Raw genomic sequence first — 14,373 nt, 5'->3', positions numbered from 1 at the left:
ATACACATGAGCCGTAAAAAAATTGTCGCTGCAACCGGCTGTCCAACAGGCATTGCACACACATTTATGGCAGCTGAAGCATTAAAAATCGCTGCTGAGCAACTAGGGGTCGACATCAAAGTCGAAACGCATGGTCAAGTAGGAATTGAAAACGCTTTAACTGATCAAGACATTATGGAAGCAGATGGAGTCATTGTGGCAGCCGACAAAGATGTGCATACAGACCGTTTTCACGGCAAGCCACTGATTGAAGTGCCTGTAGCCAAAGGCATTCGCACGCCGACTGAGCTGATTCAGAGCATTATCAATGGAGATGCTCCCGTTCATCAAGTGAAAGGAAGAGCTTCTGGAACAGAGAAACCATCTGCTCCTTCATCCTCTCAACAAAAGTCGGCAAATAAATGGATACACACTATTTATAAGCACTTAATGAACGGTGTATCACACATGCTGCCATTTGTTGTTGGAGGCGGGGTCTTAATAGCTATTTCCTTCCTATTCGGAATCTACTCTGCTGATCCTCAGCACGAAACGTATCATCCGTTTGCCGCCTATTTGAAAAGCATTGGCGGACTTGGCTTCAGCTTAATGGTACCAATTTTAGCAGCATTTATCGCTGATTCGATCGCAAGACGCCCAGGGATGGTCGTCGGTTTTATAGGAGGGCTCCTTGCAAATGATGGAGGTGCTGGCTTCTTAGGCGGTATTATCGCAGGTTTTGCAGCAGGATATATCATTTTATTGCTTCAATTCTTGCTTCAAAAATTACCAGCATCACTTGATGGATTAAAATCGATCTTCATCTATCCTGTCATCGGTATTTTCTTAATTGGGGCTGTCATGACCCCGCTATTGGTTCCCATCACAGGGTTAAATAATTCCTTAATGGATTTTCTCTCATCTGTACAATCCACAAATCCGCTGCTTTTAGGCTTAATTGTGGGAGCAATGTGTGGATTTGATATGGGCGGACCATTTAACAAAGCAGCCTATGTTACAGGAACGGCTTTACTTGCACAAGGCAACCTTTACTTTATGGCAGGTGTGTCTGCAGCATGTATCACACCACCACTTATCATTGCGATTGCTACAACCATTTTCCGAAAACATTTCACGCCACAAGAACGAAATGCTGGGGCAATCAACTATATTCTGGGGGCGACACATATTACAGAAGGAGCCATCCCATTTGCGGCAAAAAACCCAGTCGTTGTCCTGCCAATTATCATGTTTGGTTCCGCCATCTCTGCTATATTGACATATTTGTTTGGCGTGCAGGTTCCAGCTCCGCATGGTGGATTCCTTGTCCTTCCAGTTGTCACAGGTGCATTCCAATGGGTGCTTTCCATACTAATCGGATCAATTGTAGGTGCGATTCTATACGGACTTTACCGTAAAAAAATAGACAAACCCGCAGTTTAAGAGGGAGGAAGAGAAATAATGGAACATATCTATATGAATCTTCACGAAACAGCTTCTTCACAGGCTGGCGTGTTCGCAGCCATTGCTGACATTGCCTACAAAGCAGGTATTTGCACCTCACCAGAGGAAGTCAAAAAAGGCTTAGCGGAAAGAGAAGCTCTGAGTACAACCGGTTTTCAAGATGGATTTGCCATTCCGCATACACAAACAGAAGCCATCACGAAACCAGCACTTGTGATCGTCCGCACGGAAACAGGCATTGAATGGGACGCTTTTGATGGGAAGCCTTGCTTTTTCTTCTTATCCTTATTGATTCCTAAAAGTGAAGCAGGTACGACTCATTTAAAGGCTCTTTCTGCCCTTTCACGAGGCTTAATGGATGAAACGAAACGTCAAAAACTGCTGGAAACAAGAACAAATGAAGACATGCTGGCTGTATTAGAAACGGATATTTTAACGAGAGAGGATGTTTGATCATGCCTTTACTTTCAACAACACCAATGCTTGAGGCTGCGAAAAAAGAAAAATACGGAATTGTGGCATTCAATGTACACTCCTTTGACAGTATCTATTGGGTACTCGAAACGGCAGCAGAATTAAAGTCACCTGTGATATTGCAAACAACGGTTGGAACGGTTCAATCTCTTGGAGCAAAAGCGATTGCAGATACAGTGAAGGCGGCGGCTGATCAATATCAAATCCCAATTGGTCTTCACCTCGATCATTGCACAGACTTTGATGTGATTCTCACCTGTATCAGGGCCGGATATACATCCGTTATGATCGATGCATCTATGCACTCATATGAAGAAAATGTTCGCCGTACAAAAGAAGTTGTGGACCTCGCATTAAAAGTAGGGGTGAACGTTGAAGCAGAATTAGGCAAGGTAGGTGGTGTCGAAGATGATATCGTCGTTGATGAAAAGGATGCTGAAAAAGCCGTTCCATCAGAATGCCGCCAATTTGTAGAAGAAACTGGGGTGCCCACTTTAGCACCTGCGATTGGTACTGCCCATGGCATTTATAAAGGGGTGCCGGATATAGACTTTGCCCGCATTGAACAAATTGCGGACCTGGTCGATGTACCACTTGTTCTCCACGGTGGTTCTGCTGTACCGGATGAGGATGTGAAGCGATGCGTTGCACTTGGTATGGCAAAGGTGAATGTCTCAACTGAATTGAAAAATGCATACTCCGAGGCCATACGTGATCATTTCTCAAATGAACCTGAAAGCTTAGATCCGCGTATGTATTTACAAAAAGCAAAACAAGCAGCAAAAGACATGGTCCAATCGAAAATACGAATCGTTGGCAGTGAGGGCAAAGCCCATCCGCTATATCAATAATGTAAAAAAGCAGAGCTGCAATTGCTCTGCTTTTTTACATTATTCGTTTTCTTTCATTTCATTTGATGTACGTACTCGTGCATTTCCCATAAATATGACTGTAATCGCCGCAAGTGCAATCGGGAATAAAGCAAGCAAAAATACATACGTAATACTTTGTGACATTGCATCGATGACTTTATTTAAAATATCAGTCGGAATTTGTGAGCGGGCACCTTCTTGGAAAATAGCCTGTGGATCGCCTATTTGAGAAGGGGCTCCTTTCATTCCACTAAAGGCATCAGCTAAACGATTTGTCAGCACATTGGTTTGAATTGTCCCGAAAATCGTGACACCGAGTGTCATCCCAAGTGATCTCATAAAAGAATTGGTCGAGTTTGCACTGCCTCGGTAGCGCGGCTCAAGATCATTCATTGAAGCTGACGGCAGAAGGGAGAAGCTGAACCCTACCCCAAAGCCTGATATCATCATAAAGAGTGTGAGCCACAGTCTTGCTGTATCTGGTGACATATTGGCAAGCAACAGCATCCCAGCGAAAAATGAAATGACAGAGATGGTCATAAGACGTCTGAAAGGCACTTTCGTCTGCATCGTTCCGCCAATCATACTGCCAATGACTGATCCAATCATCATCGGTGTTAAAATAAACCCTGCACTTGTCGCAGATTCACCGTACACCGCCTGCACGAAAATAGGAATAAAGACAGCAAGAATAATGAATGTCCCACCATATAAAAACGCCAAAATTTGAGATGTCGCAAATAATCGATTTTTAAACATCCAAAATGAGATAATCGGTTCCTCAGCTTTACGCTCAACAATAAAGAAGATCGTACCGAACACAAGAAACACAGCAAAAAGTGTGAGGATTTGCACCGAATCCCAAGCATAAGATTTACCGCCAAGCTCAAGGGCGAACATTAAGCTGACAACCGCAACGACAAGCGTAATAGCACCTGACCAGTCGATTTTCTGCTTACGATGTTCAAGCGATTCCTGATAGTATCTGGCGATCAAGAAGACACTGACAATACCGATTGGCACGTTAATATAAAAAACCCAATGCCAGCCGATCGAATCCGTAATAATAGCACCTAAGAGCGGTCCGAGTACACTTGATAAACCAAAGACTGCGCCAAACATACCAGACATTTTTCCGCGCTTTTCAGGGGGGAAGATGTCAAAGATAATCGTAAATGCGATCGGAAGAAGTGCACCGCCTCCAAGCCCTTGAATGGCTCGGTAAATAATGAGCTGATCCATCGTTTGTGCGATACCGCACAGCGCTGATCCAATTAAAAAGAAAATAAGTCCAAACAGAAAAAAACGCTTTCGACCATACATATCAGAAAGCTTTCCGTAAATCGGCATTCCAGCCATTACTGCCACCATATAAGAAGCCGTCACCCAAGCAAATTTATCAAAACTGCCCAAATCTGCTACGATACTTCCCATCGCTGTTGCAACAATGGTATTGTCCATCGCTGCCATAAAAATCCCTAACAGCAAACCGATGACAACAAAGCGAGTGGATGCCTTGCCTTTATCCACATGATTCATTTCATTTACCTCCTGCTTACGTTCTCTCATTATTTTTGCTATGATCAACTTAACCATAAAGTAAGAGAACATTTATCTTGATGATCAAGATAAATTGATTTTAAAGGGAGGAGAACAAGTTGTCAATAAAGAACGAGGCTGAAGACAGAGCAACCCAGATCATCCATACAATGAGGCGCCTCGCCACACGAACCGTTTTATTCCACCAAGCGGCCGCCCAATCACTAGGCCTTTTTCCAACAGATCTCAAATCAGCTGATTTATTAAATGAACTCGGCCCCCTTACAGCAGGAGAACTAAGTGAAAAAACAGGTCTTAGCTCTGGTGCAGTCACAGCTCTCATTGACCGGCTTGAAAAAGCGGGCTACGCCAAAAGAGCAAAGGACCCAAAAGACAAACGAAGAGTTATCATCGTTCCATTAACGGCAGGGAAATCACAGGTGAAAGAACTCTTTCGATCCTTATCAACATCAACGAAGGAACTCACAAATGAATACAAACCAGAAGAATTAGACTTAATTATTCAATTTATAACTGAAGCAGCAGATATCATGGAGCAAGAACTTCAATTGCTTAAGTCTAAATCGTAAAAAGTACACTAATGCGGGTGTGCTTTTTCTAAGTGCATTCCTAATTCATGTAGGGATTGCCTCGACTAGTGACATCTTCCTTACCATAAAAGTGCTCTATAACTCTTTTTTATAATGGAGTAGCTCAAAAAAATGTTCTATTTAAAAGATTGTTCTAAAAACTACATTATAATTGTTATGACAAAAGTGGAGCTAATGAATTCTATAGTTTGCTTTTCAATTGAAACAATGTTCATTTACATAATCAGTATTGTTTTTGTATCTTAATGCCTATTTAATGATAAACTTTGTATTGGTAAAATTGGCCTTGTCAAAGAATGGGAGGGAGTGAATTCTTCTGGGCAAGATACTTGATGCAAAAGCACTAACAAGTGCCATGGACACAAGGGCAAAACACTATCAGGAACTCCGTGAACAAATGGTAGATTTAAAAAAGGCATTACAAGGTGTTGCTAACCTCGGTGATGATTTTACTGGGAAAGGTGCCGATAACATTAAAAGCTTTTATAAAGAGCTCTCCGGAAATGTAGACATGTTTATCAGCTTCATTGATAAGCAAAAAGCCTTTCATGACGGTGTTTCTGGGACACTTGATGATACGAGCTTTGGCGGCGATACCTTTGTAGAGGAACACTTTTTAGACAACGCAGTACATATGGGCATCAAGAATGCCAAAAGCATTGTAAAGGATCAAAAAAAGGCACTCAAAACGATTTTTCAAGACATTGATGATCTCATTTCTCTAGAAGTATTTGATAGTCAAACCTTTGATGAAAAAATAGAAGATGCGGAAGATGAACGAAAAAAGACAGTCAAAGATTTAAGAGAGCTTGATCAAAATTTAAAAGATGAATATGCTTTGTCAGAGACAGAGCAGCAAGCTACAATGGCATTGTACGCTGAAATGATGAATGCGACAAATGATGGAAAAGCGATTTCGCCTATGAATTTTGACAAGAAAGCGTATCACAATAGCGAAATCTACAAGGCAAAAAGCGATATTGAAAAGCAAACTTCTGAATATCTGAAAATCAAAAAAGAACAAGAAGAAGCCCGAGAGATTGCAAAGGAACAAGAAGCCCTCGCCAACCGTCCTTGGTATGAAAAAGCGCTCGATTACGGTGGAAATATCGTCAATGAACTGACTGGTGTGAACGATGCAAAACGTGCCGCAACAGGTGTTGATCCGATCACAGGCGAGGAACTCACCGCAGGTCAGCGAGTCGCGGCAGGAGGCATGGCAGCAGCCGGTTACATCCCAATCGTTGGCTGGACAGGACGCATTTTTAAAGGCGGAAAGGCGGTCTATAAAACCACCCAAGCCACATCGGCCGCAGTCAGAGCAGTCGACATCTACAAGACATCACAAAAATCCTTTGACGCCCTGAAAACATCTCAAAAAGGTTTATATGGCCTCACCGCCACCAACGGTTTCAGCGAAGCAATCACAGGCCGAGATATGTTTGGAAATAAGATCTCGAAAGAACAGCAGGAAGCAAGTATGAATGCGGCGCTTGGAATGCTTTTGCCGTTTGGGGCGAAAGGGTTTCATGGTAAAATGGGGGTTAAGGGTACGGGTGAAATTGGTTGGAATATGTCAAAAGGCGGAGGGAAAATAAATGGAAGAATGTATTCTCACCATGCTTTGGAAAGAATGGCACCTGATACTCCTGAAGTAAAAGCTACTTTAACAAGTAGAGCAATTAAAAAAGCTGAAGAATTAGGATTTAAACCACAAACAAAAGAATTTAGTGATTTCATCAAAAAATATGTTGATCCAAGAAATATTCCACCTTCAGTTATTGAAGACGCTATAATGAATACGAAAAAGATACCTGGTAATAGAAGTGGAACGTTTGTTCATGAAACTCGGGATGTCAAAGTAATTATAAATGAAGCAGGCGATGTTATCACAGTTATACCAAAATAATTAATAAAAGGATGAATACGAATGTTTATCAAGTATGATGAATATGATCTATTAGAACTTTTTCAAAGTGAGCCGGTGAGTATAACAGGCAATATAGATGATGGAGAATTAATTTATACTTACAAAGATGACCAAAATTTCAAGGTGATTTTAACTTTAGATGTATATAAGCAAACGAGTAGTCTAAGTATTACATTTAATGATTCTATAGTATTTACAGGTGATTTTAATAATGTAACAAGTATAAAAAAAGATGACAAAGCTATGGTAATGAACGTGGGCGAAGAAGAGAGGCTAAAAGTTAAATTTTATAAACAAGTTGGAGTGGAGTTACTTTAAAATAGCCTTATTGTATTAGAAAGAAATATAAAACAAATATGATATTCTCTCAGATAAATCAGTAGGTGAAGTAGTTGATACTTCTAAATATAATGTTATTGTTATCATACCTTGACTGGCTATATGCCTTTCAAGGTTTTTGTGTTTATTGGCCTTCATACCGATAAAATGGGGATCTTTTTTCCTGAGTGGGTCATCGTATGATAGAGACAAGCAAAACTAGGCACTCACAGCTTTTATGGTGAGTGTTTTTTAATGAGGGATACTTCACCTCATTTTCTTTGAATATAGATCTGAAAAAAGTATAGATGTTAAACAGTGAAATAGCAGACTAATCGCTTTGACGGCGAACTTCTTCATAAGAAAATAAGGTTGGTACAATAAACAGAAAAACATCCTCTAATAATGCATAGAGAATGCTGCTCTGTTTAGAAGGTGGAAATTATTTTAATTTATTTGTTCAATCAGTTTCACAAATTCGAGTGAAGAAAGGGTTTCTCAACTCAATATTCCCCTTTAATTTTAAAAAATGACCCACGAATCGTTCCAGCTAGTTTAGACTTCTGCCTAGCAAATTTAAATTTTCCTTCTAATTCCTTTGGTACGTCCATCCCTTCAGAAAGCTTAAAACCAACAGCGCGTTTTTTCGGGTCATCCACTGTATAAAGGACGTTAATTGCAAGACCATCCTCATAAAAGACGTAGGTCCATTTGATATTTTCCACTTGAAAACTTGCCGTTTCTAAAGGTTTGGCTGCAAACTCTAGTTCACGTTCTTCTTTTAACACTCGGTTCACATAATCAAGGGTCTCCTGACTTTCGCTGGCAGGTAATACTGTAAATTCATGCTTATATTTGTTCATAAAGTAACGAGCCTCATTCGCTCGTAAGCCAGCAAGTGCTTCTGCTACAGGTGAAGACTCTAAACCAATCGTAGACACATGTTTAAAATCAACGATATAAGCCATTTCTATCCCTCCATATCCTTCTTATTTCCGTACAACAGGAATCCGCATCTCACCAAGTAATAAGTCGTTTCGCTGTCCCATTTCTACCACTGCATTTGGTCCACCAACATAGGCGAAATTCTTTGCTTCAGGCAAGACTTGACCAAATGCAATGCCAGTAAGCGTTTGATGCAATTCATCAGCGGTTTTAGCTTCCCCTTTAACGATTAGATATTCCCCTTTAGGAAATTGAATCACTCTGTCCGCTTCTGGTAACGATTCCTCTGTCATGACCCCGACATAATGCATCAGCTTATTATTTACCGCTTCGTTTACGATAAAAATATAGTCATTTGTGGCAATGGCTTTTAAGGTGTCAAGCTGACCTTCTTGGTTGACTGCTTGCCAAAAGTCTGCTTTTTCCTTCGTTATGCCGGAATAGTCTGTGTAATGACTCTTAAGTTCAGTTCCAATACCTAACACGTGAAAGCTGTCTTTTTCTTCTAGTATATACTCTGCCATATTCAACACTTCCTTTTGGTGAATTGATCAAATGTTTTTTTCACTTGATAAATATATAATAGGCTTAAACCATGTCAAAAAATGATACTGTTTAGGAGGACCAGATGAAAAAAGTTGAACGGATTAATACCATCATGCGGTATATTAACAACCGCTCCAACTTTACAATTACTGAAATCATGAGAGAATTTCATATCTCTCGTTCGACAGCAATTAGAGACATCAGAGAAATTGAAGCTATGGGGATGCCACTTGTCGCAGAAGTAGGAAGGGACGGAGGATATTTATTCTGTCCTGCCAACTGTCCGTTTTACCGATAATGAGATTAAAGCTCTTTTTATTGCCTTTATGGCCACGAGAAACCAACAACTCCCTTATTTAAAGAGTCGCCAGTCTTTAGCTGAAAAATTACTAGGACTCATCTCTGAAACCCAGCAAGATGACCTTGTTCTGTTAAATCGCCTCATGCTATTTGAAGGGGCCAACCCGAATAATCCTGATCTGCTTGATTTGTCCGATCTCCCTCACCCCATGTTAGAAAAATTAATCCAATTGCTTATTTTGGATCGATATTTACTGATTACCATGAGAGAGGAGAAAGTGATCAAGTCCTATCCCATTTACCTTTTGAACCTTTATCGTGAAAAAAGCCTGTGGTTGATTGAAGGCTTTGATGTAAAGGAAGAGAAGAAACGGATTTTGCCTGTCGACAATCTCACAGATGTAAAACCATACTCTACAAAAAATAGATTTAGCAGGAAAAAGATATTAGAAAAACTAAGTAAGCAGGAGGAGGTAATCAACCTTGTCCTTGAACTTGGTCCAAAGGCAATTGCACAGTTCAAAAAATACCATCCTTTCAAAATGTCAATTTCTTATACGAATCCTTACCAAACTACAGCCATTTTAAAGACTTTTATCAATGTTAATTATTCAGAAGAAATAACCGAAATAACAAATTGGCTATTTTTCCTAGGTGAGGATATCAAGGTCAGGGAAATGCCTGTAGAAATCTTGGAAAGTTTACAAGAAAGACTACTACTATATTGTCCATAATCAATGCTGGTTAGACCTCGTATTAGATACATGAAGCTGAGTCGTATTTCGAACAAATCTCAATGAACCACCAATCTTACTTCCATCTTCTGTAGATCTCAGCTGCGGAAGAAAACGGTTAAAGATTTAATAAAACTCGATCAAAATTTAAAAGGTGAATATTCTTTGTTAGAGACAGAGCAGCAAACTACAATGGCATTGTAAGCCGAAATGATGAATGCGACAAATGATGGAACAGCGATTCCTATGAATTTTGACAAGAAGGCAGTTAAATACATTTTAGATAAAGGGGTTAATTTTATTGATTTCTTATGATGAAGAACTAATAAAGGATTTGGAATTAAAAGACCTTCTTAAAAGTGTCAAAGTACATAAAAATCCCGAAATTTATTTAGATTTAATAGAACAAAAATTTGATTTTGCTGGTTCAAAAATAGATTGGTTACAAACCAATAAACATTATAGTAAGAGCTCAAATAATGAATCGTTACTTCCTGATGCTCTTCTATTTATAACTGAATTAAAAGGCAAATATTTAGATAATCACTTACAAGTAATTTACATAGGGGATAACCTTACAGAGTTTGGGTATCAGTTTGAATTAAAACAATTAGAAGAGCTACTAGTCTATTTTTTAAATATCCCTCAGCACCACTACTTTATATCATTAAAAGGTGATTGGTGTATTTGTATTTCATTTGAAAACGATTTGGATTTCGGATTTAGTTTAAACAAAAAATAATTTTAAACGTCACGTATAGGAAAAATAAAAGATGATAAGAAGTGAAAAAACCTTGACTGGCTTTATATCATTCAAGGTTTTTTGTGTTTATTGGTCCTCAAACACTTAAAAAAAGACAAAGGACTCTTTGCCTGAAAGCACACTCAAATTGTGTGTTTTTCTTATGAAAAGAACACACAATCGCTGCACAGCACGTGCTGAAGACATTTGGACTTCTTTGATGCATGTGAGTTGATTAGACTTATAAGCAAAGAGAAGAAAGGAGGAATTCCAACTGTACTTAACCAAAAGGGGCACGACTTTACTATCTATGCTGCTTCACACGACATCTTATCTATCAATAGAAGATTTACAGAATCGGATGAAAGTCTCGACTCGAACCGTTTACGCTGAAATCAAGCGAATGAACAGCTGGCTGGAAACTCATCAGCTTAGTGGTGTGCAGCGAAAAGGTCAACTTGGCTATTATTTAAATCCTCTGGAAAAAGAAATCATTATTCAAAAAGCTGACGCCATTCTTGTTGGTCACGATTATGAACCATGTAAAAAGGAACGAAGGGCCATCTTGCTTTTATCCATAGCATGCAGCGAGCATTGCCTAAGAATTGATGATTTTATGAAGATGACAAAGGTGAGCCGAAATACATTGCTTGAGGATATGAAACAGCTAAAAGAGGCGCTTTCAAAGCAGGAGATCACACTCCGCTATCAGGCAGCAAGCGGCTATGTGATTTCAGGAGACGAAAGGTCCATTCGATTGGCACTCAAACCTTATATACATTTCATTCGCACAATGATAAAAAACGAAAAAACGTTTCCGTCATTTTGGTTAAAGGGACCTATTTCGTCCAAACGGGTACACCATCTCCTCCAGCAGTCAGAACAAGAACTTAAGCTTGAATTTGCAGATGAGATGCTGGATCAGCTCTCTTTGGATCTCTTTTTCTACTTCAAGCGGATGAAGCTAGGGCATGCTGTACACATTTCAAACGAAGAAAAGCGAACATTGCAGGAAACAGAGGAATGCTTGGCGGCTATTCGTTTCATGGCGCAGATTCAAAAAGAGGCCAGTCTCATTGTTCATGATGATGAGATCTATTTTCTTAGCACCCTATGGCTCAGTGCAAAAAAGCAAAAACTTCCATCAATTAAAAAACCAGAAGAACATCTCATTCGCACCATCGCCAGACAAATGATATTTGACTTTCAGCGATATGCTTGTATTTCCTTTCAAGAACCAAAAGCATTGGAGCAAAACTTAACCATGCATTTAATTCCAGCTTATTACAGGCTCATCTATCACATTGGTATAATCAACGAACTGACGGAGTCTATAAAAAAAGCACAGCCAGAAGTATTTGAAATCACTCAAAAAGTTGCCTGCCATTTAGAAAAGGCGGCCTGTTCAAAGTTGAGTGACCATGAAGTTGCATATCTCGCCATGCATTTTGGCAGCTGGATGAGAAGAGAAGGAATTTCATCAATTGTTAAGCGTTCTGTATACATTGTCTGCGGAGAAGGAATCGGCACAAGTAACATGCTGAAAACTCAGCTCCTCGAATTAATCGGCTACATCGAAGTACGCGGGCTGTTATCAAAGCGTGCATATGAAGAATTAGCAGCCGTTAATGCAGATTTCGTTGTGTCCACAACACCTATTACGTTTAAAGGAAAACCAGTTCATCTCGTTCATCCTATTTTAACTGCCTATGAGAAAAAAACATTACTTCAATACGGGAAAGGCTTAGAAACGATGGTTGACGAGCAGCATGTAAACGCTTTATTCAACATCATTCAACAGCATACCATCGTACAAAATAAACAAGCACTGCTTCGTGACATTCAGGAGCTGCTTCATCCCACATATGTATCCTATCAGAAAGGGTGGAACCCAGTGTTAAACGATTTATTAACAGAACAAACCATTAAGCTCCACCAAACAGCAGACACATGGCAAGAGGCGATTACAAAAGCGGCGCAGCCTTTACTTGACCAAAATGCCATTGAAACAAGTTATGTAGAAGCCATGATTCAGTCTGTTCATCAAAATGGTCCTTATATTGTGATTGCACCACAAGTGGCCATTCCACATGCAAGGCCCGAGGATGGCGTGAACAAATTGAGCATGACACTCATGTCATTCAAACAGCCCATTTCGTTTTCAAAGGATGGCAAAAAGCAGGTGAGGCTCGTCATTGTGTTAGCCGCTATTGACAGCATGAGCCACTTGAAAGCACTCAAACAGCTGACCATGCTGTTAAGTGAAGAGAAACGGACGAAACAATTGATTGAAGCAGAAGATTTAGCATCGGTTCAAGAATTAATTGATCAATTTTCACAAGTATAAAGGGGGAAAAAGAGAATGAAAAAAATTCTAGTTGTATGTGGAAACGGGTTAGGAAGCAGCTTTATTGTAGAAATGAATGTCAAAAAAGCATTAGAAGAATTAGGTCTTATAGCTGAAGTGGATCATACCGATCTCAGTACAAGTAAAAATGAACAAGCAGATCTTTATATCGGCGCAGCTGATATTATTGACCAGCTGAATGACGGCACAAGAAATGTGGCTGGCTTAAATAATTTGTTAGACCAGAAAGCCATTAAGGACGTCCTTCGTCAACACATTTAAGTCATGAAAAAGGGGGATTCACATCATGATAGAACTGATCATGAACGATATATTGGGCACACCTGCCATTCTCATCGGTTTATTTGCTCTAGCCGGTTTACTTTTGCAGAAAAAATCAGCCGCAGATACTGTGTCAGGCACCTTGAAAACAACCATGGGCTTTTTAATATTAGGGGCGGGCGCTACAGTCGTCTCTGATTCACTCGGGGTTTTTCGAAAGATGTTTGAAGCAGCCTTTCACATTCAAGGGGTTGTGCCAAATACAGATGCTATGGCCGCCATTGCTCAAAAAGAATTCGGTACACAGACAGCACTCATTATGATTTTTGGCATGCTGGTCAATTTGTTACTTGCAAGATTCACACCCTTTAAATACGTCTTTTTGACTGGGCATCATACGTTGTATATGGCGGCTATGCTCGCCGTCGTTCTCTCAACAGCCGGTATGCACGGGTGGCTGCTCATCTCAACTGGTTCAATGATATTAGGGGCAGCTATGGTCATTGCACCCGCAATCCTTCAGCCGTTTACGAGGAAAGTCACCGGAAGCAATGATCTCGCGCTCGGACACTTCAGTACTTTCGGTTATTTTACTGCGGGAATGATCGGCAAATGGGTTGGTTCTCCTGAAAAATCAACGGAAACCATTCAAGTGCCTAAATCACTCGGTTTTCTAAGAGATACATCTGTTGCCATTTCGATTACGATGGCTTTGCTGTTCTTTGCGATTGCACCGTTTGCAGGAATTCCTTTTATAGAACAAATTAGCGGGGGCACGAACTTCGCTGTCTTCATTCTCATTCAGGCGATTACGTTTGCTGCTGGTGTGTACATTATTTTAGCAGGGGTACGGATGGCCATTGGCGAGATCGTGCCTGCTTTCAAGGGGATTGCCGATCGATTCGTGAAGGGAGCAAAGCCGGCACTTGATGCGCCAACCGTTTTTCCATTTGCGCCAAATGCGGTCATTATTGGTTTTTTATGCAGCTTTGCAGGAGGCATCGTATCCATTTTTCTTTTACCTTTGTTTGGTTTAACTGTCATTGTCCCTGGTCTTGTCCCGCACTTTTTTTGCGGTGCTACAGCAGGAGTGTATGGCAATGCAACAGGAGGGGTAAGAGGTGCTGTCGCTGGGTCCTTTGTAAATGGGTTGCTTCTTTCCTTTTTACCTGCTTGTTTATTACCTGTGCTCGGAACCCTCGGCTTTGAAGGGACAACGTTTGGAGATACAGACTTTGGTATCATCGGAATCTTAATTGGATTGATCAAGTTTTTATTTCAGCTGTAAAA

At 40.2% G+C, this 14,373-nt stretch carries 13 protein-coding genes and 2 pseudogenes; 12 read left to right on the top strand and 3 right to left on the bottom strand.

Annotation, left to right across the window (positions count from 1 at the left end):
- The first annotated feature begins 6 nt into the window (after positions 1-6).
- The 3 genes from ACN6NB_RS08995 to ACN6NB_RS08985 are packed head-to-tail and all read left to right on the top strand — an operon-like array spanning position 7 to position 2,768.
- On the top strand, positions 7-1,422 hold the full coding sequence (locus ACN6NB_RS08995) for a PTS fructose transporter subunit IIC (protein WP_039179080.1): 1,416 nt from the start codon (positions 7-9) through the stop codon (positions 1,420-1,422).
- Positions 1,423-1,437: 15 nt separating this feature from the next.
- Positions 1,438-1,896, top strand: coding sequence for a PTS sugar transporter subunit IIA (locus tag ACN6NB_RS08990; protein ID WP_039179076.1), 459 nt, complete (start codon positions 1,438-1,440; stop codon positions 1,894-1,896).
- Positions 1,897-1,898: 2 nt separating this feature from the next.
- Entirely contained in the window at positions 1,899-2,768 is an 870-nt protein-coding gene (locus ACN6NB_RS08985) for a class II fructose-bisphosphate aldolase (RefSeq protein WP_047203423.1), read from the top strand.
- A 39-nt stretch (positions 2,769-2,807) separates the two neighbouring features.
- On the opposite strand, the gene ACN6NB_RS08980 is transcribed toward ACN6NB_RS08985, so the two are convergent.
- The gene (locus ACN6NB_RS08980) at positions 2,808-4,328 is read right to left on the bottom strand and encodes an MDR family MFS transporter (RefSeq protein ID WP_059377354.1); all 1,521 of its coding nucleotides are present in this window, start codon (positions 4,326-4,328) and stop codon (positions 2,808-2,810) included.
- 170 nt (positions 4,329-4,498) lie between these two features.
- Here ACN6NB_RS08980 and ACN6NB_RS08975 point away from each other — a divergent pair, with 170 nt between their 5' ends.
- From ACN6NB_RS08975 to ACN6NB_RS08965, 3 genes are all read left to right on the top strand, one after another.
- Complete coding sequence (locus tag ACN6NB_RS08975; RefSeq protein WP_059377412.1) at positions 4,499-4,918, top strand: MarR family winged helix-turn-helix transcriptional regulator; 420 nt, start codon at positions 4,499-4,501, stop codon at positions 4,916-4,918.
- Between the two features lie 376 nt (positions 4,919-5,294).
- Positions 5,295-6,848, top strand: a complete 1,554-nt coding sequence (locus ACN6NB_RS08970; RefSeq protein ID WP_474253321.1) for a ribonuclease YeeF family protein — start codon at positions 5,295-5,297, stop codon at positions 6,846-6,848.
- A gap of 21 nt (positions 6,849-6,869) precedes the next feature.
- Positions 6,870-7,187, top strand: coding sequence for a hypothetical protein (locus ACN6NB_RS08965; RefSeq protein WP_039179063.1), 318 nt, complete (start codon positions 6,870-6,872; stop codon positions 7,185-7,187).
- Positions 7,188-7,690: 503 nt separating this feature from the next.
- On the opposite strand, the gene ACN6NB_RS08960 is transcribed toward ACN6NB_RS08965, so the two are convergent.
- Positions 7,691-8,155: a phage tail protein gene (locus tag ACN6NB_RS08960; RefSeq protein ID WP_474253320.1), complete on the bottom strand. Its 465-nt coding sequence runs from the start codon at positions 8,153-8,155 to the stop codon at positions 7,691-7,693.
- A gap of 21 nt (positions 8,156-8,176) precedes the next feature.
- Positions 8,177-8,656: a GyrI-like domain-containing protein gene (locus tag ACN6NB_RS08955; protein ID WP_474253319.1), complete on the bottom strand. Its 480-nt coding sequence runs from the start codon at positions 8,654-8,656 to the stop codon at positions 8,177-8,179.
- A 104-nt stretch (positions 8,657-8,760) separates the two neighbouring features.
- Between ACN6NB_RS08955 and ACN6NB_RS08950 the strand changes: the two are divergent.
- From ACN6NB_RS08950 to ACN6NB_RS08925, 6 genes and pseudogenes are all read left to right on the top strand, one after another.
- A pseudogene (locus ACN6NB_RS08950) lies at positions 8,761-9,712 on the top strand (helix-turn-helix transcriptional regulator).
- A 105-nt stretch (positions 9,713-9,817) separates the two neighbouring features.
- Positions 9,818-9,979 (top strand): annotated as a pseudogene (locus tag ACN6NB_RS08945) (T7SS effector LXG polymorphic toxin); the annotation flags it as partial.
- Positions 9,980-10,013: 34 nt separating this feature from the next.
- On the top strand, positions 10,014-10,454 hold the full coding sequence (locus tag ACN6NB_RS08940; protein ID WP_144494745.1) for a rhs-associated protein: 441 nt from the start codon (positions 10,014-10,016) through the stop codon (positions 10,452-10,454).
- 274 nt (positions 10,455-10,728) lie between these two features.
- A complete protein-coding gene (locus tag ACN6NB_RS08935; RefSeq protein WP_222117338.1) occupies positions 10,729-12,801 on the top strand; it encodes a BglG family transcription antiterminator in 2,073 nt (690 codons plus the stop codon).
- Between the two features lie 15 nt (positions 12,802-12,816).
- Positions 12,817-13,083 carry a PTS sugar transporter subunit IIB gene (locus tag ACN6NB_RS08930; RefSeq protein WP_047203175.1) on the top strand — a complete coding sequence of 89 codons (267 nt, stop codon included), beginning with the start codon at positions 12,817-12,819 and terminating at the stop codon, positions 13,081-13,083.
- Between the two features lie 25 nt (positions 13,084-13,108).
- Positions 13,109-14,371: a PTS ascorbate transporter subunit IIC gene (locus ACN6NB_RS08925; protein ID WP_039179039.1), complete on the top strand. Its 1,263-nt coding sequence runs from the start codon at positions 13,109-13,111 to the stop codon at positions 14,369-14,371.
- Positions 14,372-14,373: the final 2 nt, after the last annotated feature.

It is taken from the genome of Bacillus sp. 11B20, assembly GCF_056098985.1.
Note: the sequence above shows the minus strand (reverse complement) of the source record. Positions and strands in the feature narration are given on the sequence as shown.

Coding starts and splice junctions, on each gene's coding strand:
- ACN6NB_RS08925 (WP_039179039.1), top strand. CDS start 13,109: ATGATAGAACTGATCATGAACGATATATTGGGCACACCTGCCATTCTC.
- ACN6NB_RS08930 (WP_047203175.1), top strand. CDS start 12,817: ATGAAAAAAATTCTAGTTGTATGTGGAAACGGGTTAGGAAGCAGCTTT.
- ACN6NB_RS08980 (WP_059377354.1), bottom strand. CDS start 4,328: ATGAATCATGTGGATAAAGGCAAGGCATCCACTCGCTTTGTTGTCATC.
- ACN6NB_RS08975 (WP_059377412.1), top strand. CDS start 4,499: ATGAGGCGCCTCGCCACACGAACCGTTTTATTCCACCAAGCGGCCGCC.
- ACN6NB_RS08955 (WP_474253319.1), bottom strand. CDS start 8,656: ATGGCAGAGTATATACTAGAAGAAAAAGACAGCTTTCACGTGTTAGGT.
- ACN6NB_RS08960 (WP_474253320.1), bottom strand. CDS start 8,155: ATGGCTTATATCGTTGATTTTAAACATGTGTCTACGATTGGTTTAGAG.
- ACN6NB_RS08965 (WP_039179063.1), top strand. CDS start 6,870: ATGTTTATCAAGTATGATGAATATGATCTATTAGAACTTTTTCAAAGT.
- ACN6NB_RS08995 (WP_039179080.1), top strand. CDS start 7: ATGAGCCGTAAAAAAATTGTCGCTGCAACCGGCTGTCCAACAGGCATT.
- ACN6NB_RS08985 (WP_047203423.1), top strand. CDS start 1,899: ATGCCTTTACTTTCAACAACACCAATGCTTGAGGCTGCGAAAAAAGAA.
- ACN6NB_RS08970 (WP_474253321.1), top strand. CDS start 5,295: ATGGACACAAGGGCAAAACACTATCAGGAACTCCGTGAACAAATGGTA.